Annotated in this window: 18 protein-coding genes; 6 read left to right on the top strand and 12 right to left on the bottom strand. The window is 70.4% G+C overall.

All coding sequences use genetic code 11. From position 1 onward, the window contains the following. A complete protein-coding gene (locus ACFORO_RS45850; RefSeq protein ID WP_377870724.1) occupies nucleotides 1-1,068 on the bottom strand; it encodes an acyl-CoA dehydrogenase family protein in 1,068 nt (355 codons plus the stop codon). A gap of 126 nt (nucleotides 1,069-1,194) precedes the next feature. Here ACFORO_RS45850 and ACFORO_RS45845 point away from each other — a divergent pair, with 126 nt between their 5' ends. Then, nucleotides 1,195-2,127, top strand: coding sequence for an alpha/beta fold hydrolase (locus tag ACFORO_RS45845; RefSeq protein ID WP_354749304.1), 933 nt, complete (start codon nucleotides 1,195-1,197; stop codon nucleotides 2,125-2,127). Between the two features lie 58 nt (nucleotides 2,128-2,185). Here ACFORO_RS45845 and ACFORO_RS45840 read toward each other — a convergent pair whose 3' ends face one another. After that, nucleotides 2,186-2,725, bottom strand: coding sequence for a Uma2 family endonuclease (locus tag ACFORO_RS45840; protein WP_377870752.1), 540 nt, complete (start codon nucleotides 2,723-2,725; stop codon nucleotides 2,186-2,188). Between the two features lie 490 nt (nucleotides 2,726-3,215). Between ACFORO_RS45840 and ACFORO_RS45835 the strand changes: the two genes are divergently transcribed. Then, nucleotides 3,216-4,847, top strand: a complete 1,632-nt coding sequence (locus tag ACFORO_RS45835) for a TIGR04141 family sporadically distributed protein (RefSeq protein WP_377870726.1) — start codon at nucleotides 3,216-3,218, stop codon at nucleotides 4,845-4,847. On the opposite strand, the gene ACFORO_RS45830 is transcribed toward ACFORO_RS45835, so the two are convergent. Beyond that, nucleotides 4,844-6,238 (bottom strand): WS/DGAT/MGAT family O-acyltransferase, encoded by a 1,395-nt coding sequence (locus ACFORO_RS45830; RefSeq protein ID WP_377870727.1) that lies wholly within the window; start codon nucleotides 6,236-6,238, stop codon nucleotides 4,844-4,846. The genes ACFORO_RS45835 and ACFORO_RS45830 overlap by 4 nt on opposite strands. Before the next feature lie 59 nt (nucleotides 6,239-6,297). Between ACFORO_RS45830 and ACFORO_RS45825 the strand changes: the two genes are divergently transcribed. Then, nucleotides 6,298-7,536 carry an alpha/beta hydrolase gene (locus ACFORO_RS45825; protein ID WP_377870728.1) on the top strand — a complete coding sequence of 413 codons (1,239 nt, stop codon included), beginning with the start codon at nucleotides 6,298-6,300 and terminating at the stop codon, nucleotides 7,534-7,536. On the opposite strand, the gene folE is transcribed toward ACFORO_RS45825, so the two are convergent. Beyond that, nucleotides 7,500-8,102, bottom strand: a complete 603-nt coding sequence (gene folE, locus ACFORO_RS45820) for a GTP cyclohydrolase I FolE (RefSeq protein WP_354749297.1) — start codon at nucleotides 8,100-8,102, stop codon at nucleotides 7,500-7,502. The genes ACFORO_RS45825 and folE overlap by 37 nt on opposite strands. A 142-nt stretch (nucleotides 8,103-8,244) precedes the next feature. Between folE and ACFORO_RS45815 the strand changes: the two genes are divergently transcribed. Next, nucleotides 8,245-8,955 (top strand): helix-turn-helix transcriptional regulator, encoded by a 711-nt coding sequence (locus ACFORO_RS45815; protein WP_377870729.1) that lies wholly within the window; start codon nucleotides 8,245-8,247, stop codon nucleotides 8,953-8,955. Here the strand turns inward: ACFORO_RS45815 and ACFORO_RS45810 are convergent. The 6 genes from ACFORO_RS45810 to kstR form a co-directional block, all read right to left on the bottom strand. Further along, a complete protein-coding gene (locus ACFORO_RS45810) occupies nucleotides 8,941-9,285 on the bottom strand; it encodes a hypothetical protein (RefSeq protein ID WP_377870730.1) in 345 nt (114 codons plus the stop codon). The genes ACFORO_RS45815 and ACFORO_RS45810 overlap by 15 nt on opposite strands. Before the next feature lie 10 nt (nucleotides 9,286-9,295). After that, nucleotides 9,296-9,844 carry a TetR/AcrR family transcriptional regulator gene (locus ACFORO_RS45805; protein WP_377870731.1) on the bottom strand — a complete coding sequence of 183 codons (549 nt, stop codon included), beginning with the start codon at nucleotides 9,842-9,844 and terminating at the stop codon, nucleotides 9,296-9,298. 1 nt (nucleotide 9,845) lies between these two features. Next, the gene (locus ACFORO_RS45800) at nucleotides 9,846-10,667 is read right to left on the bottom strand and encodes an SDR family NAD(P)-dependent oxidoreductase (protein WP_377870732.1); all 822 of its coding nucleotides are present in this window, start codon (nucleotides 10,665-10,667) and stop codon (nucleotides 9,846-9,848) included. Between the two features lie 58 nt (nucleotides 10,668-10,725). Beyond that, nucleotides 10,726-11,880: an SWIM zinc finger family protein gene (locus tag ACFORO_RS45795; protein ID WP_377870733.1), complete on the bottom strand. Its 1,155-nt coding sequence runs from the start codon at nucleotides 11,878-11,880 to the stop codon at nucleotides 10,726-10,728. Next, a complete protein-coding gene (locus ACFORO_RS45790; RefSeq protein WP_377870734.1) occupies nucleotides 11,880-14,615 on the bottom strand; it encodes a DEAD/DEAH box helicase in 2,736 nt (911 codons plus the stop codon). The genes ACFORO_RS45795 and ACFORO_RS45790 overlap by 1 nt, the downstream gene beginning before the upstream one ends. 313 nt (nucleotides 14,616-14,928) lie before the next feature. Continuing rightward, entirely contained in the window at nucleotides 14,929-15,561 is a 633-nt protein-coding gene (kstR, locus tag ACFORO_RS45785) for a cholesterol catabolism transcriptional regulator KstR (RefSeq protein ID WP_037809922.1), read from the bottom strand. A 150-nt stretch (nucleotides 15,562-15,711) separates the two neighbouring features. Here kstR and ACFORO_RS45780 point away from each other — a divergent pair, with 150 nt between their 5' ends. Continuing rightward, a complete protein-coding gene (locus tag ACFORO_RS45780) occupies nucleotides 15,712-17,712 on the top strand; it encodes an acyl-CoA dehydrogenase family protein (protein WP_377870735.1) in 2,001 nt (666 codons plus the stop codon). A 59-nt stretch (nucleotides 17,713-17,771) separates the two neighbouring features. On the opposite strand, the gene ACFORO_RS45775 is transcribed toward ACFORO_RS45780, so the two are convergent. Next, nucleotides 17,772-18,608, bottom strand: a complete 837-nt coding sequence (locus ACFORO_RS45775; RefSeq protein WP_377870736.1) for an LLM class F420-dependent oxidoreductase — start codon at nucleotides 18,606-18,608, stop codon at nucleotides 17,772-17,774. 107 nt (nucleotides 18,609-18,715) lie between these two features. Between ACFORO_RS45775 and ACFORO_RS45770 the strand changes: the two genes are divergently transcribed. Then, complete coding sequence (locus tag ACFORO_RS45770) at nucleotides 18,716-19,420, top strand: class I SAM-dependent methyltransferase (RefSeq protein ID WP_377870738.1); 705 nt, start codon at nucleotides 18,716-18,718, stop codon at nucleotides 19,418-19,420. 4 nt (nucleotides 19,421-19,424) lie between these two features. On the opposite strand, the gene icmF is transcribed toward ACFORO_RS45770, so the two are convergent. Beyond that, nucleotides 19,425-22,664, bottom strand: a complete 3,240-nt coding sequence (icmF, locus tag ACFORO_RS45765; RefSeq protein WP_377870739.1) for a fused isobutyryl-CoA mutase/GTPase IcmF — start codon at nucleotides 22,662-22,664, stop codon at nucleotides 19,425-19,427. Between the last annotated feature and the right edge of the window lie 63 nt (nucleotides 22,665-22,727).

The raw sequence follows: 22,727 nt of genomic DNA, 5'->3' as shown, positions 1-22,727 counted from the left end.
TCATCCCGCCACTCGTTCGCCCAGCCGGCCGAGCCGGTGCGCCGCTCCCCCGACCGCGCGGCCGAGGTCCTTCACCGCCGAGGAATACCGATGTAGCGGATAGGTGCGGTCGACGCCGACGCCGCCGTGCAAGTGATGACAGATCGCCAGCGCGGACGGCGCTTCCTCGGTCAGCCAGTACGCCGCGATGTCCAGCTCGGTGTCCGCGTCCAATCCGGACGCCAGCCGCCAGACCGCCGACAGCGCGGCCAGATGCACGGTGCGGGAAGCGACGTAGACGTCCGCGATTTGCTGGGCCACCGCCTGGAAAGTCGCAAGCGGACGGCCGAACTGCGTGCGCTCGCCGACATGTTTGGCGGTCAGCGCCAACGCTCCGGCGAGCAATCCGTCGCCTAGCGCGAGCGCGCCTGCCAACGCGTAGCGGTGCAGCGTTTGCAACGCATGGCCCGCCGTGCGGTCACGCAGGAAATCGGCTTCGCTCACCTTCGCGCCATCGAATCGCACCGTGTATTCGGGCGTCCCGGCCGCGTTGTACGCGGGCAGCACTTCGACACCGTCAGCTCGCGGATCCACGAGCGCGACGCCGGTACCTCCCGGCAGCGCGATCGGCGTGAGGATCCGTGTCGCCTCAGCGGCGTACGGCACGTGTGTCTTGACGCCGGTCACTTCCCATGCGCCGTCCGCCGCCGCACCGCTGGTCCCGGGGATGGAGGTCAGCGGTGCGGACGGCTCGTGCAAGGCGGCAGTGAGAATGCTCTCCCCCGCCGCTGCGGGCGGCAGGAACTCCGCACGCTGCTCCGGGGTGCCGAGCGCCTCGATCGGCAGGATGCCGAGCGCCAGCACCGCGTACGCGGGCACGGCCGCCGCGGCCCGGCCCACCTCGGTGAGCACCGGGGCGACGTGGTCGACGCCGAGCCCGTCTCCGCCGAGGTCGGCGGGCAAGGGCAGCGCGAGCAGTCCCGCGTCGGCCAGCGCTCGCCACTGGTCGGCGGGCTCGTCGGCCTTCCCGAGCACTTGCGCGGCGAGCGAGCTGATCTCGCCCTGCGTATCGTCGGGGGTGAAGTCCACTCCGGTCTCCCTCCACCTAGGTGGAACACGTTCTATTTTTAGCCGGTATGGGCTGGCTCGGCAACCCCCAGGACCGGGGTCCGGGCAGCAGATCGACCGCGGAGCGGAGAGGGGCGGCACGCCGACGTGGGTGCGGAACAAGTTCTCAAATCAGCGCTGGGCGACGTCGGCTGGCAGGCAACGAGGAAGCTCGCGACCATCCCGCCCACCGCGGGCGTGCCCGACCCGAAGCCGCTGTCCCTGCCCGGCCGCGGCCAGACCGTCGTGGTGGACGTCGGCCCGCGGCACGCGCCCGCGGTGATCCTGCTGCACTCGGTGGCGTGCACCGGCCTGCTCACCTGGTACCCCGCGCTGGAGCGGCTGTCCAAGAACCACCGGGTCGTCGTGTTCGACCAGCGCTGGCACGGCCAGGGCATCCGCACCCACGAGTTCAGCCTCGACGACTGCGCGGACGACGTGGCGGCGGTCGCGGACGCGCTGGGGATCGACGAGTTCCTGGTCGCGGGCTACTCGATGGGCGGCATGGTCGGCCAGCTGACCGCCCACCGCTACCCGGACCGCGTCACCGGCCTGGTGCTGTGCTCGACGGCGAGCAACTTCCGCCGGGGCATCCGGCAACGCGTGGCACTGGACCTGTTCGGCCGCACCCTGCACCTGCTGCGCGACCAGGCCCGCATCGGCCTGGTCCCGGGCGAACCCCGCCGCGAACGCCTCGCCCGGCTGGAGGACCACCGATGGGCGCTGGAGGAATTCCGCTCGACGAGCCCGTGGGCGATCGCGGTGGCTTTGGACGAGATCGGGCGCTTCGATTCGACCCCGTGGCTGCACACGCTCGACCTGCCCGCGGCGGTTGTGGTGACTTCGCGGGACGGGTTCATCGCGCCCGCACATCAGCGGAGTCTGGCGCGGCGGATCCCGGGGGCGGCGACTTATGAGATTCCGGCTGGGCATACCGCGTGCGTGTTCGCGGCGGATCAGTTCGTGGCGGCGTTGATGGCGGCTTGCACTTCGGTGCAGGCCGCTGTCTCGGGGCAGGAGCGGATCGCGGACTCGGCTTAGGGTTGCGTCTCGTGCGCGGCGATCCCGGTGAGAACCGCGATTGCCACGCACGACCGCCTCAGTACGTCGAGACGAGATCCGCCGGCCGAAGCTCCAGCCGGTACGGCGCCTCCAGCCGCACCACGTCGTCGCCCGTCGCCTCGCCGTCGAGCACGTACTCGCCGTCCGCCAGCCGGTAGCAGCTCAGCGTCGGCTCGTTCGGCTCGATCACCCAGTAGTAGGGGCAGCCCGCGAGCGCGAGCCGGGCGGGCTTCAGGAACCGGTCGATGTGCCTGCTCGACGGCGACACCACCTCGACCGCCAGCACCGGGACGCCGACCAGCGCGCGTTCGGTGAACGTCTCGCGCCGCCCGACCACGACGTCCGGGATCATCACGGTGAACTCGTCGAGCACCACGTCCACCGGCGCGGGGAGGACCTCGCAGTCGGCAGGGCACACCGGGGTGAGCGCGGCGAGAAGGCGCGCGACCACCCGCTGGTGCAGCGGACGCGGGGACGGGCTCACCAGAAGCGTCCCGTCCACCAGTTCGTACCGGCGGCGTTCATCCGAGATCGTCTCCAGGTCCCGACGCGTGAGACGGTCGCCGTGCGCGAACATCGGGACTGTCATCATGCTGCCCCCGCAGGCGGGCCGACCGGAAACGACTCAGCCAGGGTAGTCGGGCACGCGCGGCAGCGCGAACCGTCCCTCGGCGGGCCGCCGACCCGGCTAGCCCATTCGCCGCGGGGCTCGTCCGCCGAATCGCTCACCGTGGGTCACCGAAACGCGGGGATACCGCCCCGGACAGCGCAGCCGTGCCCAGCGAACAGGTTCTTTCGCGGAATCCGGATGATTTATCGAAACCGCAATTCCGTGTCCAGTAAACGGCCATCACGGGATTACCCACCCGTTGCCTGGCCTCGAAAAACCCGCTGTGGCGCATCCCGAAAGGAAACCCTATCATCAGCCGTGCCCGCGTCCCGTGAATGGGTGATTCAGCGGAATTTCACCATTTCGCACGCCATTCGCGCTCCGTGATTAACCAGCTGGACCGCTGCGCCGCCTAGGCTGAACGGACGTCCTCGAATTACGTCCTCCGGTGGTGGTCATGCCTGCCCCCAGCCGCCCGGCGTCCCTCTTCCGCCTCGACGGTTCCGCGGCGGAAACCGACCTGCTGACCCCGTTGTCCCCCGAGCAGATCAGCGCCGACCGCCCGGTCGACCTGCCCGGCGCCCGCGCGCGACTGGTCGCGGGCGCGTTCCGCACCGAGGCCCCGCAATGGCTGCAGCACGCCGAAGCCCTCGGCGGCGGCCCGCTCGACCTGCCCTCGACGCTGCCGTTCGCCGTGCTCCTCGTGCCGCGCCCGCCGTGGACCTACGCGGTCACCTGGGGCGCGGGACATCTCGTGCTCAACGACGAACACGTCGAGCAGGGTTTCGGGCTGCGCTTCGGAATCCGCCGTCTCGACCCGTTCGACCTCGGGCTCGTCGCGAGCGCCGCGCTGGACGTTTCCGCGCGGGCCACGCAAATCTCGATCCCGGGCGGCGGCGAACTGTCCGCGTTCCGGCTCGAACCCTACGGCGATCTCGTCCACCGGCTCGCCGGTTCAGCGGACCTGACCGACCTCACCTACGGCCGGGTGACCGGCAAGCGCTACCGCATCCGCGTCGGCACCTCGCTGTGGGCACCGCTCGCCAAGGATCCCGAAGCGTTCCTGGCCGATCTCGACGCCGTCGGCGCCGTCGTCGCCCAACCGGACGCGGATTCCGCACTGCGCTTCATCGCCCAGACCCGCCCGATGGACCGGCACCACCCGCTCGTCCCCGAGCTGGAACGGCAACTCGCCGAAGCGCTCGGCGGCAGCGACGCACTCGGCCTGGCGTGGCCGTCGAGCGCCGCGAACGACGCGGAGAACGCCGGTTCGTTCCGCATCGCCGCTCTCGGCCCCGGCGGCCCGATCCACGTGCCCGGCCGCCTGGAACTGGACCACCTGACCACGCGCCTCGCGGCGATTCCCGTTGAGCGGCGGCTGAAAGCCCTGCGCGCGGGCCGCATCACGACCTGCGCCGACGAGGCGGGCGCGGAACCCACCGGAGCGCCGCTGCCCGCCGCTCGCTGGCTGGTGTTCGAGACGACTGTCGAGCACACGCGGTACGTCTTCCATCAGGCGCGCTGGTACCGGATCGGCGAGACTTACGTGGCGCAGATGCGGGATCAGGTACGCGATCTGCTGGCACGCAAGCACATCTGGCCGGACATCACGTGGAAGCCGAGCGGTCAGCCTGATGACGAACACCGGTATTGCCAGCGGGTCGCCGCGCTTGCGCCGGGGTATCTGTGCCTGGACAAGGATTTCGCGAGCACACCCCTGCATCCGCGATTCGAGCTGTGCGACTTGCTGGGACCTGAGGACGAGCTGATCCACGTCAAATGGCTAGGCCGCGCGACGGCGGCCAGCCATCTCTACACGCAGGCACTGGTGTCCGCGGAGGCTCTGCATGACGAGCCGGACGCGTTGGCGCAACTGGCCGACAAGGTGTCCACATTGGACCCTGGCCGGGCGCTGGGCGGCGCGCCGGACACTGTCGTGCTCGCTGCCGCGGGCCGAGCATGGGAGGTGGACCAGCTGTTCACTCTCTCGCAGGTCGCGTTGCTGCGGCTGGACCGAGCGGTCCGGAGCCTGCGCGCGACGTTGAAGTTCGCCGACATCCCTTACACGGCGAAGAAGAAGCGACGCTAAGCCGGAGCGGCCTTGCTCAACTCGTCCAGTGCCTCCGGCAACGCGTCCGCCAGCGGCCACAAATCCTTCACCAATTCCTTGGCCCCCAGCAACCCCACACCCACCTTGCCGTCATTGGACAACACCGTGATGTTGAGCCCCGCCCCGTGAAAAACCGGCCCCAGCGGATACAACCCGGTGATCCGCGCCCCCAGCAAATACAGCGGCGTCGGCGGACCGGGAACGTTCGAAATGATCAGGTTGTGCACCACCGGATGCCGTTCGGCCAGGCGCAGCGCCGAATACGCGCGCACGCCCAGCCCGAACACCGTCGCCGGGGAGAATTGAGCCCAGTCGGCGAGCATGTCCGCGTCGATGTCGTAATGGTGGTCCTTCGCCCGCCGGTTCGCCTCGGCCAGGAAGAACACGCGCGCCGCCGGGTCGGGCACATGCGTTGGCAGCGAAGCGAAAAAGGCGGACACGCGATTGCTGCCGTGCTCGCGTTCCGTGCGTTCGTGCACCGACACCGGAACGGTCGCCACCAGCGGATCGCCCGGCAGCTCGCCGCGGCCGAGCAGGAATTGCCGCAGTGCGCCGGAAACCAGCGCGAGCACCACGTCGTTCACGGTGACGCCGAAAGCGTCCTTCACCTGCTTCACCGCATCAAGGTCCAGCTGCGCGAACGCGACCGAACGGTGTCCGGTGATGGTCCCGTTCAGCGAGGTCCGCGGCGCGGTGAACGGCACCGGCATTCCCTTGCCGCGCACAGTTTTCATCGCCCACTTCGGCACCAGCCCCAGCAGCTCCGGCAGCAAGCGGGCGATCTCGAACGGCCGGTGCAGCAGCGAATCGGCGCTCTCGCGCAGCAGCCGCAACCGGGTGGGCAGGCCGTCGTTGTGCCGCTCGCCGGCGGGCAGCTCGGGCAGCGGCGCGTCGGGTTCGAGCCCGGCGAGGTAGCCGATCAAGCTCGCCCCGCCCACGCCGTCGACGCTCGCGTGGTGCATTTTCAGCAGCACCGCCAGGCGTCCGTCCGACAGGCCCTCGATGACGTAGCACTGCCACAGCGGATGCGCGCGGTCGAGCCGCTGCCCGGCGATGTGCGCGCACATCTCGGCGAGCTCGCGGTCGTCGCCCGGCGCGGGCAGGCCGATCCGGTGCACGTGGTTGTCGAGGTCGAAATCCTCGTCCTCGACCCACACCGGGTGGTTCAGGTTCCAGAGTGGATTGTGGAGTTTGCGGCGGAACGCCGGGATCACCGCGACGCGTTCGGCGAGGCGGCGCTTGAACTCGGGGAACGCGTAGCCGCCGGGCATGGTCGAACCGTCCAGCGTCAGCAGGCCGCAGATGTGCAGGACCTGCGAGGGCGTCTCCAGGTAGAGGAAGCTCGCGTCCAGCCCGCTCAGTCGCTGCATGCCTGCCAGCGTAAGGCAGAACCCTGGCCGGGGCGCTCGGCGGAGGTAGCATCGGGCAGGTGAAACCGGACTTCGTGACCCGCCGGGCGGCGCAGCTCGGCCTCTCCGCCCTCGCGCTGCGGCCGCCGAAACCGCGGCCGACCTCGATCCCGGTGTTCTTCGCCGGCTGGCTCACCGGCGAACTCGCGCCGCACCTGCTCGCCCTCACCGCGGCCGACACCGTGCAGCACGTCGCGCGCCACGGGTTGCGCCGCCGCAGCGACCGCGCCGGGCTGGCGTTGGCGGCGCTGTCCGCGGCCGGTTTCGCTTCGCTGATCGCCACCTCGCAGAAGGCGCGCATCGAGGTCGAGTCCGCGCTCGTCGAAGCGCTCGGCGAGGACTACGCCGCGCAGCTCGCGAACCCGTCGGACTTCTCGACGCCGTGGGGACGGCTGCTGATGCCGTTCCGGATCCACGAACCGGACGTCGTGCGCGACCGGAATGTCGCTTACGCCCCTGGCGGCAAACGCTTCCTGCTGGACGTCTACCGTCCGCGCGAAACCGTCCGCGACGCGCCGGTGCTGCTGCAGATCCACGGCGGCGCGTGGACGATCGGCAACAAGGAACAGCAGGGCCTCCCGCTGATGCGCCACCTCGCCCGCCGAGGCTGGGTCTGCGTGGCGATCAACTACCCGCTCTCCCCCGCGTCGCGCTGGCCCGCGCACATCGTCGCCGCCAAGCAAGCGCTCGCCTGGATCCGCGAGCACATCGCGGAGTACGGCGGCGATCCTCGGTTCGTCGCGGTCACCGGCGGTTCGGCGGGCGGGCACCTGGCCGCGCTGCTCGCGCTGACCCAGAACGACCCGGCGCTGCAGCCCGGTTTCGAGGAGGCGGACACGAGCGTGCAGGCCTGCGTGCCGCACTACGGCGTGTACGACATCGCGGCGTCGACCGGCGAGGAGGAAAGCCGGTACCGGCTGGAAAGCCTGATGGCGCGGCGGGTGTTCGCGCCGGAGCACCGGCTGGACGACTACCTCGCGGCGTCCCCGCTGGACCGGGTCGCCGAGGACGCGCCGCCGTTCTTCGTGATCCACGGCAAGCACGATTCGCTCGTGCCGGTCGCGGAGGCTCGGGAGTTCGTCGCCCGGCTGCGCGCCAAATCCGCCCATCCGGTGGCGTACGCGGAACTCGCCGGCGCGCAGCACGCGTTCGACGTGTTCCCGTCAATCCGCAGCACGCACGTGGTGCGCGGCGTCGAACACTTCCTCGACTGGGCTCGCGCTCAGGCGTTGACGCCGGTCAGCGAAAAGAACTCCTGACGCGACCGGGCGTCCTCGCGGAGCGTGCCCATCAGGGTGGACGTGACCGTGGACGAGCCGGTCGCCTGCACGCCGCGCAGGGTCATGCAGGTGTGCTCGGCCTCGATCACCACGCCGACGCCCTTCGGCGACAGCTGGTCGCCGAGCCAGCCCGCGATCTGCTTCGTCAGCCGCTCCTGCACCTGCGGACGGCACGCGAAGTACTCGACGATCCGCGCGAGCTTCGACAGCCCGAGGATCCGCTCGCCCGGCAGGTACCCGACGTGCGCGACGCCGATGAACGGCAGCAGGTGGTGTTCGCAGACCGACCGGACCGGGATGTCGCGGGCCAGCACCAGCTCGTCGTAGCCCTCGTCGTTGGGGAACGTGGTGAGGTCGAACTCGCGGGGCGTGAACAGCTCGGCGTACGCGCGCGCCATCCGGCCCGGGGTGCCGCGCAGGCTCTCCGAGTCGAGGCTGACGCCGAGCGCGCGCAGGAAGTCCCCCGCCGCGGTTTCGGCAGCGGCCAGGTCAAGGCCGGGATCGGGCTCGTGGACGACGCGGAGGGCGGTTCCGGACGACTGCATGGGCGATCCTCGGGCGGTCGGGGCTGGCAGGACGTGGTTTCGCCGATAAATCTTGGTCTTATCACCTCGCGGAGTCAATGTGACCAGGTGAACAAGCCGGGTAGCGGGTTCGGAGAACCTCGCTGGGCGTTATCGTGGGTGTGTGACGAGTGACCTGGCGACCATCCGCGCGGTAGCGGCGCTGGACGAGGACCTGCGCCGGGGGATGTACGCGTTCATCCGCGACGCCTGCCGCCCGGTGACGCGCGAGGAGGCGGCCTCGGCGGTCGGCATCTCGCGCAAGCTGGCGGCGTTCCACCTGGACAAACTCGTGACGGCCGGCCTCCTGCGCGCCCGCTACGAGACCGTCGGCGGCGTCCGCAAGGTGGGCCGCGCCCCGAAGGTCTACGAGCCCGCCGCGACCGACTTCGCGATCACCATCCCGCCCCGGCACCCGGACGTCCTGGCCGCGATCCTGGTGGACGCGGTCGCCTCAGCGGCCCCCGGGGAACCGGCCCGGGACGCCGCCCTGCGCGAGGCCGGAGCGCACGGCTCCGCGGCCGGTGCCGCCGAACGCGAACGCTCCCGCCCGGGCCGCCTTGGCACGGAACGCGGGCTGACGCTGACGAGCACGGTCCTGGCCCGGCACGGTTTCGAGCCGAACCGCGAGACGCCGGTGTGCCTGCGGATGCGCAACTGCCCGTTCCAGCCGCTGGCCGCTCGCGCGCCGGACCTGGTGTGCGGGATGACGGACCGGTTCCTGACCGGGGTCGTGGAGGGACTGGAGGTGCCCGGGGTGTCGACGGCCCGGGTCGCGCCTCGGGACGGCGGGTGCTGTGTGGAGCTTCGGGGGACTGAGTCAGCCGGTAGCTGACCGGGTTTGGTTCAGCCGGCGGGCGAGGTAGGCGGGGATGTCTTCGAACTTGACGTGATCGTCGAAGACGCCGGTGCTGTCTTCGAAGACGGCCGCCGAGAGGTCGGGGACGACCAGCGCTTCGAATTCGGTGCCGTCGATGTCGAAGGCGAGGAACCAGTTCCACGGGGTGGTCGGCGCTGGTGCGGACTCCGGGTGCAGCTCCACGACGACGTTTCGCGCCGGGAAGCGGGCTTCCAGCTCGGCGTTCCAGGCTTGGCAGCGGTCGAGCATGAGCGGGCGTTGCCGCGCCCAGCTGCCGGGGTCGGGTCGCACTGTCTTTCTTGCCACGTTCGCGAAGCTAGCCGAACGAAACCGCGCGCAGCACCCGCTCCACGTGGGCGGCGGGCCAGTCCTCCGTGAACGGCCGGGTGCGCAGCAGCCAGCGGTGGAAAACCGGGCCCAGCAACAGTTCCGCGCCGTCCGCCGGGCAGTCGACCCCAGCCCGGGCCAGGCGGTCGCCGATCGCGCGCAGTTGCGGGCCCAGCAGGCGGTCCAGGACTTCGGAGCCGATCGCCGGGTCGGTCTGCAGTTCGGCGGTCACCGCGCGGAGCAGGCGGTCGGTCGCGGGATCGGTCAACTCGGCGATCATGCCGTGGACCAAGGTTTCCAAGTCTGCCCGCAGGTCGCCGGTGTCCGGGATGGCGACTTCGCCGGAGGCGTCGAGGCTTTGTTCCAGCAGCGCATCCAGCAGAACCGCGGCGGGCGAAGACCACGTGCGGTACAGCGTTTGCTTCCCGGCGCCCGCCCGGGCCGCGATGCCCTCCATGGTCAGGCCGCCGAAACCGGCCTCGGCGGCGAGGGAGAGCACCGCGGCGTGCACGCGGGCTCGAGTGCTGGCGCGGGCCACGTCAGATCTCCGCGTCGGAGAAACGCTTGTCCTGACGGTAATCCGTCAGCCGTCTCGACAGTGCGGTCGCGACCATCGCGGGGGCATCGGCTCCGGCGAGGACTCGCAGTCGTTGGTCAGACGGGTCGTTGATGTGCTGCAGGATTTCAGCGGCGATGTCCGCGGGCGGGGTGCCGCCGCCGGTGCCGGTGGTGGCCCACGGAACGGTAGTCGTGCCGAACATTCGCTCGCGCAGCCCGTCGTACGCCGGGTTCGGGGTGGCGAACCGCATGCTGCCGGTCGCCCATTCGGTGTCCATCCCGCCCGGCTCGACGATGCTCACCCGCACGCCGAACTCCGCGACCTCTTGCGCGATCGCCTCGCTCATTCCCTCCAGCCCCCATTTGCTCGCGCTGTAAAGCCCGAATCCCGGCACGGAACCGGCACCTCCGACCGAGGAGATCTGCACGACGTGACCCGACCGCTGTTCACGCAGCACCGGCAGCGCGGCTTGGGTCAGCCACAGCGCGCCCAGCACGTTCGTCTCCAGGATGTCTCGCGCTTCGTCCTCGCTTACCTCCTCGGCCATGCCGACCAGCCCGTACCCGGCGTTGTTCACCACCACGTCCAACCGGCCGGACTCGGCCACTGCCCGTTCCACGGTTTCCCGCGCCGCGGCCCGGTTACGCACGTCGAGCACGTGCTCGACGACATTCCGGTGCTCCGGCGCACTCCCCGGCGTCCGAACCGTCGCCAGCACCCGGTCGCCCGTTTCCGCGGCGGCAATCGCCAGCGCCCGGCCCAGGCCGCGGCTTGTTCCGGTGATCACCCAGGTTCTCGTCATGCCGCAGACGGTAGCACGAAACGAGACGGACCGTCTCGTTTCGCTGAGCGCACGTGCTTCAGCCCTCCGCCGGGTAGGCGAGATCGACCGGCTGCTCGGCCGGAGGCCCGTCCGGCCACCATTGGCCCGCGACTCGCACGAAGCGGTACCACCGGCTGTCGCGCCCGTACCGGAGCTGCACCGGCCCGACCGTCACCCGGTTACGCCACACCTTCACCTCCCCCGGCAATTCCGCCAGTTCCGCCCGCGCTACCGCCAACGGGCCGGGGCCTGGACTCCACACGTCCCGCAGCGCCGCCAGCCCGCTCCGGCCCGCTTCCCGCCACGCCTGTGCGGACACGATCAGCTCCGACGGCGCGACCTCGGCGGCAGCGGCCAGCCCGAACACGTCCGCCCCCGGCCGGGCGGCACGACGGGCCAGGTCTTCGGCGAAAGTCAAGTCCGCCAAGGCATCCCGGGTGTGCAACAGGCCGAACGCGAGCGACGCGGCGTCCGCCGCCAGCGCAGTGAGCGCGGCGGACGTCAGGCCGGTGCGAGCGGGCGGGTCGAGGTCGAGCACGGCGGGCGGGCCGGGTTCGCCGGGGATCGCGGGCAACGGCGGCAGCGGGGCGATCCGCCGCGCGTATGCCTTCTTCGGCGTCAGCCCGACGTCCGGCGCGCGAGCCGGGCGGGCGGCGTTGGGGGTCCGCAATTCGCGCAGCTGAGCCAAAACCTCGTCCCGGCCGCGCCCGCGCAGGGTGAACAGCACGAACGGATCGGCGTCCACCTCGTCGGCGACCAGGTAGTACACCGCCGCCACGTGTTTGCACGGATTCGCGCTGTCCGGACAGGAACAGCGCGGCCGAAGATCGCCGGGGCCGGGCAGCAGGTCGGCACCGGCCTCGCGCGACTGGACGGCCAGCTCCTCCGGCAGTTCCCCGTCGAGCAGGGCGGCGGCGTGCCCGAGCCGGCGACCGGCGACGTCGAGCAGCTTGTCCCATTCCCCCGCGCTGAACTCGCGCATCCGGATGGCGACGCGATACGGGTCCGGCCTGCTTCCCCGCACCCACGCGGTGATCTCGCCCGCGCTGATCGCCAGCTGGTCCACGACGCCCTTGCGCGCGTACGTCCGCCCGCGCGGCAGCCGGTTCGGGTCCAGCTTGGCGCGCTGCTCCAGCGCTTCCACCCACGCCCGGCCCCACCACCGGCGCCCGAACGTCCGCCGCGGCGGCATCAGCCGCTCCCGAGCCGGACGAGATCGGCGAGCTGGTCGTCGGACAGCTCGGTGATCCAGTCCTCCCCCGCGCCGACGACCGCGTCGGCCAGCCCGCGCTTGGTCTCCAGCACCGCGGCGACGCGTTCCTCCAGCGTGCCCTCCGCGATGAGCCGGTGCACCTGCACCGGCCGGTCCTGGCCGATCCGGTACGCGCGGTCGGTGGCCTGGTCCTCCACCGCCGGGTTCCACCAGCGGTCGTAGTGGATCACGTGCGTGGCCTGGGTGAGGTTGAGCCCGACGCCGCCCGCCTTGAGCGACAGCAGGAACACCGGCACCTCGCCGGACTGGAACGCCGCCACCATCTCGTCGCGCTGGTTCGGCCCGACCTCGCCGGACAGCAGCGCGGTCGGCAGGCCGCGCTCGGCGAGGCGCCGCTCCAGCAGCCGGCACAGCCGCACGTACTGGCTGAACACCAGCACGCTCTCGCCCTCGTCGAGGATGACGTCGAGCAGCTCCTCGAACGCGGCGAGCTTGCCCGACCGTCCGCTCAGCGCCCCGGTGCTTTCCTTGAGGTAGTGCGCCGGGTGGTTGCAGATCTGCTTGAGTTCGGTGAGCAGCTTCAGCACCTGGCCGCGCCGCTGCACCCCTTGCGCCTCGCGGATCTGCGCGAGGTTCTCCCGCACCACCGCCTCGTACAGCGTGGTCTGCTCGGCGGTGAGCGGGACGTACCGGTCCGTCTCGGTCTTGCGCGGCAGTTCCGGCGCGATGTCCGGGTCGGTTTTGCGGCGGCGCAACAGAAACGGCCGGACCGTCGCGGCCAGCCGTCCGGTGACCGTCTCGTCCCGGTCCCGTTCGATCGGCCGCGCGACGGTGCGCCGGAACTTCTCCAGCGGGCCGAGCAGCCCCGGCGTGGTCCAGTCGAGCAGCGACCACAGTTCGGTGAGCCGGTTCTCCACCGGCGTGCCGGTGAGCGCCACGCGGGCCGCCGCCGGCACCTGTCGCAGTTCTTTCGCCGTGGCGGACAACGGGTTCTTGACGTGCTGCGCCTCGTCCGCGGCGACCATGCCCCAGTCCACTTCGGACAACAGCTCTCGGTCGCGGCGCAGCACTCCGTACGTGGCGAGCACGACCTCGTCCGGGGCCAGGTCGTCGAGATGCCGGCCGCCGCCGTGGAACCGGCGCACCGGCACGTCCGGCGCGAACTTGCCGAACTCTCGTTCCCAGTTGCCCAGCAGCGACGTCGGGCACAGCACGAGCGTCGGCCCCGCGGCCTGCGCGCGTCGGTGCAGGTGCAGTGCGATGAGCTGGATTGTCTTGCCTAGCCCCATATCGTCGGCGAGACAGGCGCCAAGACCGAGTTCGGTCATGGCGATGAGCCAGCCCAGCCCGGCCCGTTGGTACGGACGCAGCGTCGCGGTGAGTCCCGCCGGTTCCTCGACGGGCGCGGGATCCCTTTCGCGCAGCCGTTCGGCGAGCCCGGACAACGCTGGCTGCGGGGCGAACTCGACTCGTTCTCCGTCCACCTCCAGCTCGCCGGTGAGCGCGGCGGCCAGCGCTTCGGCACCCGTCAGGCGCGAACGCCGGGCCCGCATCCGCGCCAGCAGGGCGGGATCGAGCTTCACCCACTGGCCGCGCAACCGGACCAGCGGACGTTTCGCCTCGGCGAGCGCCGCGACCTCCTCGTCGGTGAGTTCACTGCCGCCGAGACTGAGCCGCCAGCGGAATTCCAGCAGGCCGTTGAGCGGGAACGCCGGACCGGATTCGCTCGCCGGGGCCTGCGTCACGCTCGCCTTCGCCCGGACTTCGCCAGCGAAAAGATCCTTGGGCCACAAGACTTCGATGCCCGCGCCGCCCAGATCTCGAGCACCGGCGCCGAGCAGGTCGACTACGTCGTCGTCAGACAACGGAAGCGTGGTCGGCGCAGGTTCGGACAGGACTCGACCCAGCGGCGGCCAGGCCCGCGCACCCCGCCTGAGCCCCAGCAGAAGCTGCGTTTCCACCTGGTCGCCGAGCCGGTGCAGAACTGCTTCTGGAGCGTCCCAGAGCGTGGCCGCTTCGACCACCAGGCTCGGCTCGAGAGTGGAGCGAACGGCGAGGACCCCGGCGAATTCCTCGTCAGTCGCTTCGATCCGCAACAGCAGTTGTGCCCCGTCCGGACGTCGGGCTTCGAGCTCGGTGAGCCACGCCGCGCCGTCCGGATCCAGCAGCGTGGGCTGCGATTCCGCGAACGCCGCCCCGCCGGATCCGACCGCCGCCGCGGGACTGCGCACCAGCACGTCCGCCGCCGCGTCCCACACCGCGCGAACCAGCGATTCCGGCGAGTGCAGCCGGATTCGCTTGACTCCGGACAACGGCAACGCATGCGCTTCGGGCGGCAACGCGGCCGCGAGCCCGCGCAGGAGTTCCTCGTCGGCGGCGTCGAGCGGACCCACTCGCCAGGTCCCCAGCCCGCTCGGAGTGGACGCCGGACGCAACCGCCCGCGCGCCACGAGATTCACCCCCGCGTTGACCACAGCCGACCACGCGGCCAGCGCCGGACTCGTCTCGTCCGGCACGACGAGCAGCCGCGGGATGGCGTTCGCCAGCGGCACCAGCCGCGCCACTACCTCGGTGCGGGCGAACTTCCCGCCGCCGGGCAGGACGAGCTGGATCGGGGTGTCCCCCTCGATCTCGTCGCCCCACAGCGCCAGAACTCCCTCTCGCGGGGGATCCGAGGGGAGGTAGGTGGCTTGGGTGGTCTGGTCGAACTCCACCTGGGCACGGTAACGCGTGGGTCCGACAGTTCTGCTCGTCGCCTGGCGGCGACATCGCGTTCGGGGGTCGCGCGGGTGCGCGGTCAGCCGGATGCGCCGGTGCGGTTGGCGGCGGGCCCAGCGCCCCAATGTGGCATTGGGTGCATGCGACGCACCCAATGTGGCGTTCGGTGCGTCTGACGCACCCAATGTGGCATTGGGGCGCACCGGCGGCAGCGGCTGGGCCGGCGGCGGGGGCGGGGGCGGGGGCCGCAAAGTACGTGAGGGGAACCCTGAGGGACTCTGAGTCCCTCAGGGTTCCCCTCACGTACGGCTACTTGTCCAGGAGCAGGTGGACCGAAAGCTCCAGGCGGCTGGCCACATCCGCGGCCGAGGCGCGGCGGGTCACCCAGGCGACCAGGTTCGCCATCCAGACGTCGGCCACCACGTGGAAGATGTCGCGGTCCGCCTCGGTCGGGTCGTCGATGCCCATCGCGCTCGCGAACATGTCCTCCATCAGCCTGCCGACCAGTTCGACCTCGGCGGCCGCGGACGTGTCGGCGAACATGAACGCGCGCACCATCGCCTCGGTGAGGTGCGGATCGCGCTGCATCAGGCGGGTGTTGCGGCCCAGGACGAACATCAGCCGCTCGGCGGGGGTTTCGCCGGGGATCGCGCTGCGCTGGATCTTCTCGTGCGCGGCCTCGAACTGCTGCGCCAGACCTGACACGAGCAGGTGAATCTTCGACGGGAAATACCGGTACAGCGTGCCCAGCGCGACGTCGGCCTTCTCGGCGACCGCGCGCATCTGCACCGCGTCGTAGCCGCCCTTGGAGGCGAGCGAGAGCGTCGCGTCGATGATGCGGCGGCGGCGGTCCCGCTGGGCCGCGGAGCCCAGTTCCTCGCCCATCGCGCCGAGGCCGTTCGCCCGCGTTTTCGCCGCCGGCGTCTTCGCCTTCCCCGGCATCGCATTCCCCTCTGCCTTTGCGGAACTCGTTCCAGTTTCCGGCTAAGCGTACCTGCCCTGGAGAAAGGTTCAACTCTCGACCACCTGGCGGAAAAACTGTAACACGTTCTACACTCGCCAGTAGCTCTGTACCCCGCGAGGAGGAGACCGATGCCGGTCGCGCTCACCGAGGAACAAACCGCGCTCGCTGCCGCCGTGCAGGCCTGGGCGGCGGCACACGATCCGGTCGCCGCTGTGCGTGCGGCCGAAACCGTCGGCGCCGGCCTGCCGGACGGGTTCGCCGCGCTGGGCCTCACCGGCATCGCGTTGCCCGCGTCGGTGAACGGCGCGGACGGAACCGTCGCGGATCTCGCGGCCGGGCTCGCCGCCGCGGCGGAAGCGCTGGTGCCCGGGCCGTTGCTGAGCACCGCGCTGGCCGGGCTCCTGCTCGCCGAGCACGCGAAGGAACTCGCCGCCGAGATCGCCGACGGAACCGCCCAGGTCGCGGTGCAACTGGACGAATCGGCGACCGTACCCGGCGCGGACGCTGGGTCCTGGCTGCTCGCGCGTCGGGGCGAGCAGTACGTCCTGGTACCGCCTGGGAACGCAGTGGAACCGTTGGCCCCCTTCGACTTTTCCCGCTCGCTGGGCCGCGTCAAGCCCGAGCTGCCGGGCGAGGTCCTCGATCTGCCGGACGTCCGCGATCTCGCGGCGACGCTCGCGGTCGCGGAGGCGGCGGGCGTCGCGCGCTGGTGCCTGACGACGGCCGTCGAGTACGCCAAGGTCCGGGAGCAGTTCGGACAGGTGATCGGCGCTTTCCAGGCAGTGAAACACCTTTGCGCGGAGATGTTGTGCCGCACCGAAGCCGCCGAGGCGCTGGCTTGGGACGCGGCTTCGTCGGTCGGGGATCCGCTGGCCGTCGCGAGCGCCGCGGCGGTGGCGCTGGACGCTGCCGTCGAGAACGCGAAGGACTGCATCCAGGTACTCGGCGGGATCGGGTTCACCTGGGAGCACGAGGCGCACCTGTACCTGCGTCGCGCGTTGGCGTTGCGGCAATGGCTCGGCGGTTCGCAGCGGTGGCGCAAGCGGGCCGCGGACCTGGCGTTGGCCGGGAAGCGGCGGACTCTCGGAGTGAACGTCGGCGAGGACGCCGAGGTGACCCGGCTGGTCGCGGAAATCGCTGCACTGCCTGAGGAAAACCGTCGTACCGCGCTCGCGGACTCGGGCTTGCTGGCCCCGCACTGGCCGCAGCCGTACGGCATGGGCGCGGACGCGGCGACGCAACTGCGGATCGACGCCGCGCTGACGACGGCTGACGTCCGCCGGCCGGACATGGTGATCGGCGGCTGGGCAGTGCCGACGATTCTCGCGCACGGCACCGACGACCAGCGCGAACGCTTCGCCAAGCCGACGCTGCGCGGCGAGGTGACGTGGTGTCAGCTGTTCTCCGAACCCGGCGCTGGCTCGGATCTCGCGTCGCTGCGCACCGTGGCGCGCCGGACGGACGGCGGCTGGCTGCTGACCGGGCAGAAGGTGTGGACGTCGCTCGCCCACGAAGCGGATTGGGCGATCTGCCTCGCGCGCACCGACCCGGAAGTGCCGAAGCACAAGGGGATCACGTACTTCCTGGTCGACATGCGCGCCGACGGGATCACCACGCGGCCGCTGCGCGAGATCACCGGGCGGAGCGTGTTCAACGAGGTCTTCCTGGACGACGTCTTCGTTCCGGACGCGGACGTCGTCGGCGAACCCGGCGCGGGCTGGAAACTGGCACGCACGACGCTGGCGAACGAACGCGTCGCACTCGGTCGCGGCTCGGCAGTGGGCGAGAACGTCGAAGCGCTGCTGGAATCGGCACCTGCGGACGTGGACCGCGACCGGCTCGGCGCGTTGATCGGCCAAGGCAGCGCGTGCTCGGTGCTCGACCTGCGAGCGACACTACGACGACTCGACGGCCTAGGGCCAGGTGCGGAATCGTCGGTGGCGAAGCTGCTCGGAGTACGGCACCGACAGGAAACCGCCGAATTCGCCCTCGACCTCGCCCCGGAACTGACCGCGGAAACCCCAGCGGCGCAAGAGTTCCTGCTCACCCGCTGCCTGTCCATCGCGGGCGGAACCACACAAGTCCTGCTGTCCGCCGCCGCCGAACGCGTGCTCGGCCTGCCGCGCTAAACGTCCGTGAAGGGCTCCTTGAGGGAATCAGATTCCCCCAAGGAGCCCTCCACGGAACGTCACTCAGCCCGGAAAGCAGCGGCGAGGCGGGCGTATTCGTCCAGCAGCGCCAGCGTTTCCGCCTCCGGCAGCGTCGGCAGCATGAACCCGTACCGGTTCAGCCCGGCGTCGGCGTACTGCTTGATCGCGTCCGCGTCAGCCGGTCCGCCGAACAGCGTCGACGGCATGTCCCCGCGGCCGGCCTCAGCCAGCTGCTGGCGCACGCGGCGCACCTCGTCCGGCGTCACCGCGGGGTTCGGGATCCAGCCGTCGCCGTGCTCGATCAGGCGCTTCAGGGCCGCGTCGCTCGAGCCGCCGACCAGGATCGGCGGGTGCGGCGTCTGCACCGGCTTCGGCCACGCGAAGATCGGGTCGAAGTCGAGGTGCTTGCCGTGGAACTCGGCCTGCTCCTGCGTCCAGATCGCCTTCAGCGCGGCGATCTGCTCGTTCAGCAGCGCGCCCCGGGTCTTCGGATCGGTGCCGTGGTTGACCATCTCCTCCCGGTTCCAGCCTGCCCCGACACCGAAGGCGAACCGGCCGCGCGAGATCAGGTCGAGCGACGCCACCTCCTTCGCGGTGTGGATGATGTCGCGCTGGATCAGCAGCACGACGCCGGTGCCCAGCACCAGGTTCGAGGTGTTCACCGCGGCCGCGGTCAATGCCACGAACGGGTCAAGCGTGCGGTAGTAGACCCGCGGCAGCTCGCCCCCGCTGGGGTACGGCGTTTCGCGGCTCGCCGGGATGTGCGAGTGCTCCGCGAGGAAGAGGGACGCGAAACCGCGCTCCTCCGCCGCCTCGCCGAGCACGTCGGGCCGGATGCCTTCGTCGGTCACGAACGTCGAGATGCCGAAATCCATGCCTCCTTCTACTTCGGGGAACGGGCAAGTATTCCCGCGGGCTGTTGACAGATCACCGGCCCCGTCCGCTAGCGTTAAATCATCACACGTTGAATAGGAGGCTCCGGATGGACGTGACGGACGTCGACTTCGAGGAGATGTACCAAGGCAAGACCCCGATCGGGGAGAAGATCCCGTGGGACATCGCAGGCCCGCAGCCCGCGGTGGTCGCGCTCGAAGCGGGCGGCGGATTCCACGGCGACGTGCTCGACATCGGTTGCGGCCTCGGCGAAAACGCTATGTTCCTCGCGTCTCGCGGACACCGCGTGACCGGTCTCGACGGCGCGCCGACCGCGCTCGGGCGAGCCCGCGAAACCGCCGCGAAGCGCGGCCTGGACATCACCTTCGCCCAGGCCGACGCAACCCGGCTCGAGGGGTACGAAGGCCGCTTCGACGCGGTCCTCGACAGCGCGCTCTACCACTGTCTCGACGAAGAACAGCGGCACGCGTACGTAGCGGCGCTCGTGCGCGCGACCAAGCCAGGCGCGCAGCTGAACATCTTCTGCTTCTCCGACGAGGTACCGGAGAACTTCCCGATCCCGTACCGGATCACCGAGCAGAATCTGCGCGAAACGGTCGGCAACGGCTGGACGATCAGCGTGCTCGAACCCGCCGTCTACACCACCGCGATGAGCCGCGAGGGCTTGATCGCCGCGGTCGCCGCCGTCTCGGCGGGCGAACCGCCGGACCCGACCGCGCTCGACGCGTTGGACGTCGACGAGCAGGGCCGGGTCCTCGCCCCGGTATGGCGGCTGGCCGCCACCCGGGCCTGACGGGTCAGACGTTGCGCCGGTACTGGCCGCCGACCTCGAAGAACGCCTCGGTGATCTGACCGAGCGAGCACACCCGCGCGGCATCCATGAGCACGTCGAACAGGTTGCCGCCGCGGGTGGCCGCGTCGCGCAGCGCCTTGAGCGCCTGCTGGGCCTCCTCGCGGTGCCCCTGCTGGTAATCGGCGAGCCGGCGAAGCTGGGACTGCTTCTCGTCCTCGGTCGCGCGGGCCAGCTCCACCTCGACGTCGTCCTCCCCCGCCTTCGGGTTGCGGAAGGTGTTGACGCCGATGATCGGCAGCGAACCGTCGTGCTTCTTGCGTTCGTACAGCAGCGATTCGTCCTGGATCCGCCCGCGCTGGTAGCCGGTCTCCATCGCGCCGAGCACGCCGCCGCGTTCGGAGATCCGGTCGAACTCGGTGAGCACGGCCTCCTCGACCAGGTCGGTCAGCTCGTCGATCACGAACGAACCCTGCAGCGGGTTCTCGTTCTTCGACAGGCCCCACTCCTTGTTGATGATCATCTGGATGGCCATCGCGCGCCGCACCGAGGACTCCGAAGGCGTGGTGATCGCTTCGTCGAACGCGTTGGTGTGCAAGGAGTTCGCGTTGTCATAGAGCGCGCACAGCGCCTGCAGCGTCGTGCGGATGTCGTTGAAGCTCATCTCTTGCGCGTGCAGCGACCGGCCGGAGGTCTGCACGTGGTACTTGAGCTTCTGCGACCGGTCGTTCGCGCCGTAGCGCTCGCGCATCGCCACGGCCCAGATCCGCCGCGCGACCCGGCCGAGCACCGAGTACTCCGCGTCCATCCCGTTGGAGAAGAAGAACGACAGGTTCGGCGCGAAATCGTCGATGTCCATGCCGCGCGCCAGGTACGACTCCACGTAGGTGAACCCGTTGGCGAGCGTGAAGGCCAGCTGCGAGATCGGGTTTGCCCCGGCCTCGGCGATGTGGTAGCCGGAAATCGACACCGAGTAGAAGTTGCGCACCCCGTGGGAGATGAACCATTCCTGGATGTCGGCCATCATCCGGAGACTGAACTCGGTGGAGAAGATGCAGGTGTTCTGGCCCTGGTCTTCCTTGAGGATGTCCGCCTGCACGGTGCCGCGGACGTTCTTCAGCGCCCATTCGCGCACCTGCGCGGCCTCGGCCTCCGACGGCTCGCGCCCGTGCTCCTCGCGGAACGCGGCGAACTTCTGGTCGATCGCGGTGTTGAGGAAGAACGCGAGGATCGTCGGCGCGGGGCCGTTGATCGTCATCGACACCGAGGTGTTCGGCGCGGTCAGGTCGAAGCCGTCGTAGAGCGCCTTCATGTCGTCCAGCGTCGCGATGGAGACGCCGGAGGTGCCGACCTTGCCGTAGATGTCCGGGCGGGTGTCCGGGTCGTGGCCGTACAGCGTGACCGAGTCGAACGCCGTCGACAGCCGCTTGGCCTCGGAATCGGCCGACAGCAGCTTGAACCGGCGGTTGGTGCGGAACGCGTCGCCCTCGCCGGCGAACATCCGTGCCGGGTCCTCGCCCTCGCGCTTGAACGGGAAGACGCCCGCGGTGTACGGGAAGTAGCCGGGCAGGTTTTCCCGGCGCAGGAAGGAAAGCAGCTCGCCGGACTCGGTGTAGCGCGGCAGCGCGACGCGCGGGATCCGGTTGCCGGAAAGGGTTTCCCGCCACAGCTGGGTGTGCAGCTCCTTGTCCCGGATCTTCACCACCAGCTCGTCCTGCCGGTACTCCGCGGCGAGCGCCTGGAACCGTTCGAGAAGCTTTGTCGACTCGCCGTCCACATCGGACTCCGCGGCGGCGATGAGGCCGTCCAGCGCGTCCGTGCTGGCGTCCACTTCGGACAGCGCGGCCTTGGCCTCGGCCAGGTGCTCGTGCTTGCGGACCGCGGCGACCTGCTTCTCGGTCTGCTCGTGGTACCCGCGCACGGTTTCGGAAATGTCGGCGAGGTAGCGCGCCCGGTTGCCCGGGATGATCGTGCTGGCGTCCGTCGAGACCTTGCCCGACACCGTCGGCAGCGTACCGGCCGACACCGACAGCCCGCGGTCGGCGAGCATGTCGCGCAGGTGCTGGTACAGCGCGGTCACGCCGTCGTCGTTGAACTTCGCCGCGCTCGTGCCGTACACCGGCATTTCCTCGGGCGCGGAGCCGAACGCCTCGCGGTTGCGCACCATCTGGCGCGCGACGTCGCGACGCGCGTCCTCGGCGCCGCGACGCTCGAACTTGTTGATCGCGACCGCGTCGGCGAAGTCGAGCATGTCGATCTTCTCCAGCTGCGACGCGGCGCCGAACTCCGGCGTCATCACGTACAGCGACTCGTCCACGTAGTCGACGATGCCCGCGTCGCCCTGGCCGATACCCGGCGTCTCGACGATCACCAGGTCGAACCCGGCCGCCTTGCAAGCCAGGATCGATTCGCTCAGCCCGGCCGGAATCTCCCCGCTGGTAGTACGGGTGGCGAGCGAGCGGAAGTACACCGGCGAACCGTCGAGGCAATTCATCCGGATCCGGTCGCCGAGCAGCGCGCCGCCGCCTTTGCGCCGCGACGGGTCGACCGCGAGCACCGCGATGCGCAGCTTGTCTTCCTGGTCGAGGCGGAAGCGGCGGATCAGCTCGTCGGTCAGCGAGGATTTGCCGGACCCGCCGGTGCCGGTGATGCCGAGAACCGGCACGTGCTTCTGCCCCGCGGCCTCGGTGATCGCCGACAACCATTCGGCGGGCAGGTTTTCGCGCTGCAGCTGGGTGATCACCCGGGCAAGCGCCTGGACGTCGCCGGACAGCAGCTTGTCGACCGAGGCGGGCGGCTGCGCGGACAGGTCGCTGTCGCACGCCTTGATCATCATGTTGATCATGCCCGGCAGGCCCATCTCGTAGCCGTCTTCCGGCGAGAAGATCCGCGCCACGCCGCGCGAGTGCAGCAGGTCGATCTCCTCGCGCACGATGACGCCACCGCCGCCGCCGAACACCTTGATGTGCCCGGCGCCGCGCTCGTTCAGCAGCTCGACGAGGTAGCTGAAGTACTCGACGTGCCCGCCCTGGTAAGCGGAGATGGCGACGCCCTGGACGTCCTCGGCGATCGCGGCCGTGGCCACCTCGTCGACGGAGCGGTTGTGGCCGAGGTGGACCACCTCCGCGCCCTGGGACTGCAGGATCCGGCGCATGATGTTGATCGAGGCGTCGTGGCCGTCGAACAAGCTGGACGCCGTGACGAACCGGACCGGGTTCGCGGGACGGTACAGGTCGCTGCCGCTCATCCTCCCAATTTACTAGGACTTCCTACTATTGGAAACCCGAGCCCAAGGTGACCCGGCTCTCAA

The sequence above is a fragment of the Amycolatopsis halotolerans genome (assembly GCF_042647905.1).
Classification (GTDB): Bacteria; Actinomycetota; Actinomycetes; order Mycobacteriales; family Pseudonocardiaceae; genus Amycolatopsis; species Amycolatopsis halotolerans.
The sequence above is the reverse complement of the archived record's forward strand: the minus strand, read 5'-3'. Positions and strand labels throughout refer to the sequence as shown.

Excerpts from the sequence above, each read along its gene's own strand:
- ACFORO_RS45775 (WP_377870736.1), bottom strand. The coding sequence starts at position 18,608 with ATGGATTTCGGCATCTCGACGTTCGTGACCGACGAAGGCATCCGGCCC.
- ACFORO_RS45840 (WP_377870752.1), bottom strand. The coding sequence starts at position 2,725 with ATGTTCGCGCACGGCGACCGTCTCACGCGTCGGGACCTGGAGACGATC.
- ACFORO_RS45835 (WP_377870726.1), top strand. The coding sequence starts at position 3,216 with ATGCCTGCCCCCAGCCGCCCGGCGTCCCTCTTCCGCCTCGACGGTTCC.
- ACFORO_RS45770 (WP_377870738.1), top strand. The coding sequence starts at position 18,716 with ATGGACGTGACGGACGTCGACTTCGAGGAGATGTACCAAGGCAAGACC.
- icmF (WP_377870739.1), bottom strand. The coding sequence starts at position 22,664 with ATGAGCGGCAGCGACCTGTACCGTCCCGCGAACCCGGTCCGGTTCGTC.
- ACFORO_RS45830 (WP_377870727.1), bottom strand. The coding sequence starts at position 6,238 with ATGCAGCGACTGAGCGGGCTGGACGCGAGCTTCCTCTACCTGGAGACG.
- kstR (WP_037809922.1), bottom strand. The coding sequence starts at position 15,561 with ATGCCGGGGAAGGCGAAGACGCCGGCGGCGAAAACGCGGGCGAACGGC.
- ACFORO_RS45780 (WP_377870735.1), top strand. The coding sequence starts at position 15,712 with ATGCCGGTCGCGCTCACCGAGGAACAAACCGCGCTCGCTGCCGCCGTG.
- folE (WP_354749297.1), bottom strand. The coding sequence starts at position 8,102 with ATGCAGTCGTCCGGAACCGCCCTCCGCGTCGTCCACGAGCCCGATCCC.
- ACFORO_RS45800 (WP_377870732.1), bottom strand. The coding sequence starts at position 10,667 with ATGACGAGAACCTGGGTGATCACCGGAACAAGCCGCGGCCTGGGCCGG.
- ACFORO_RS45795 (WP_377870733.1), bottom strand. The coding sequence starts at position 11,880 with ATGCCGCCGCGGCGGACGTTCGGGCGCCGGTGGTGGGGCCGGGCGTGG.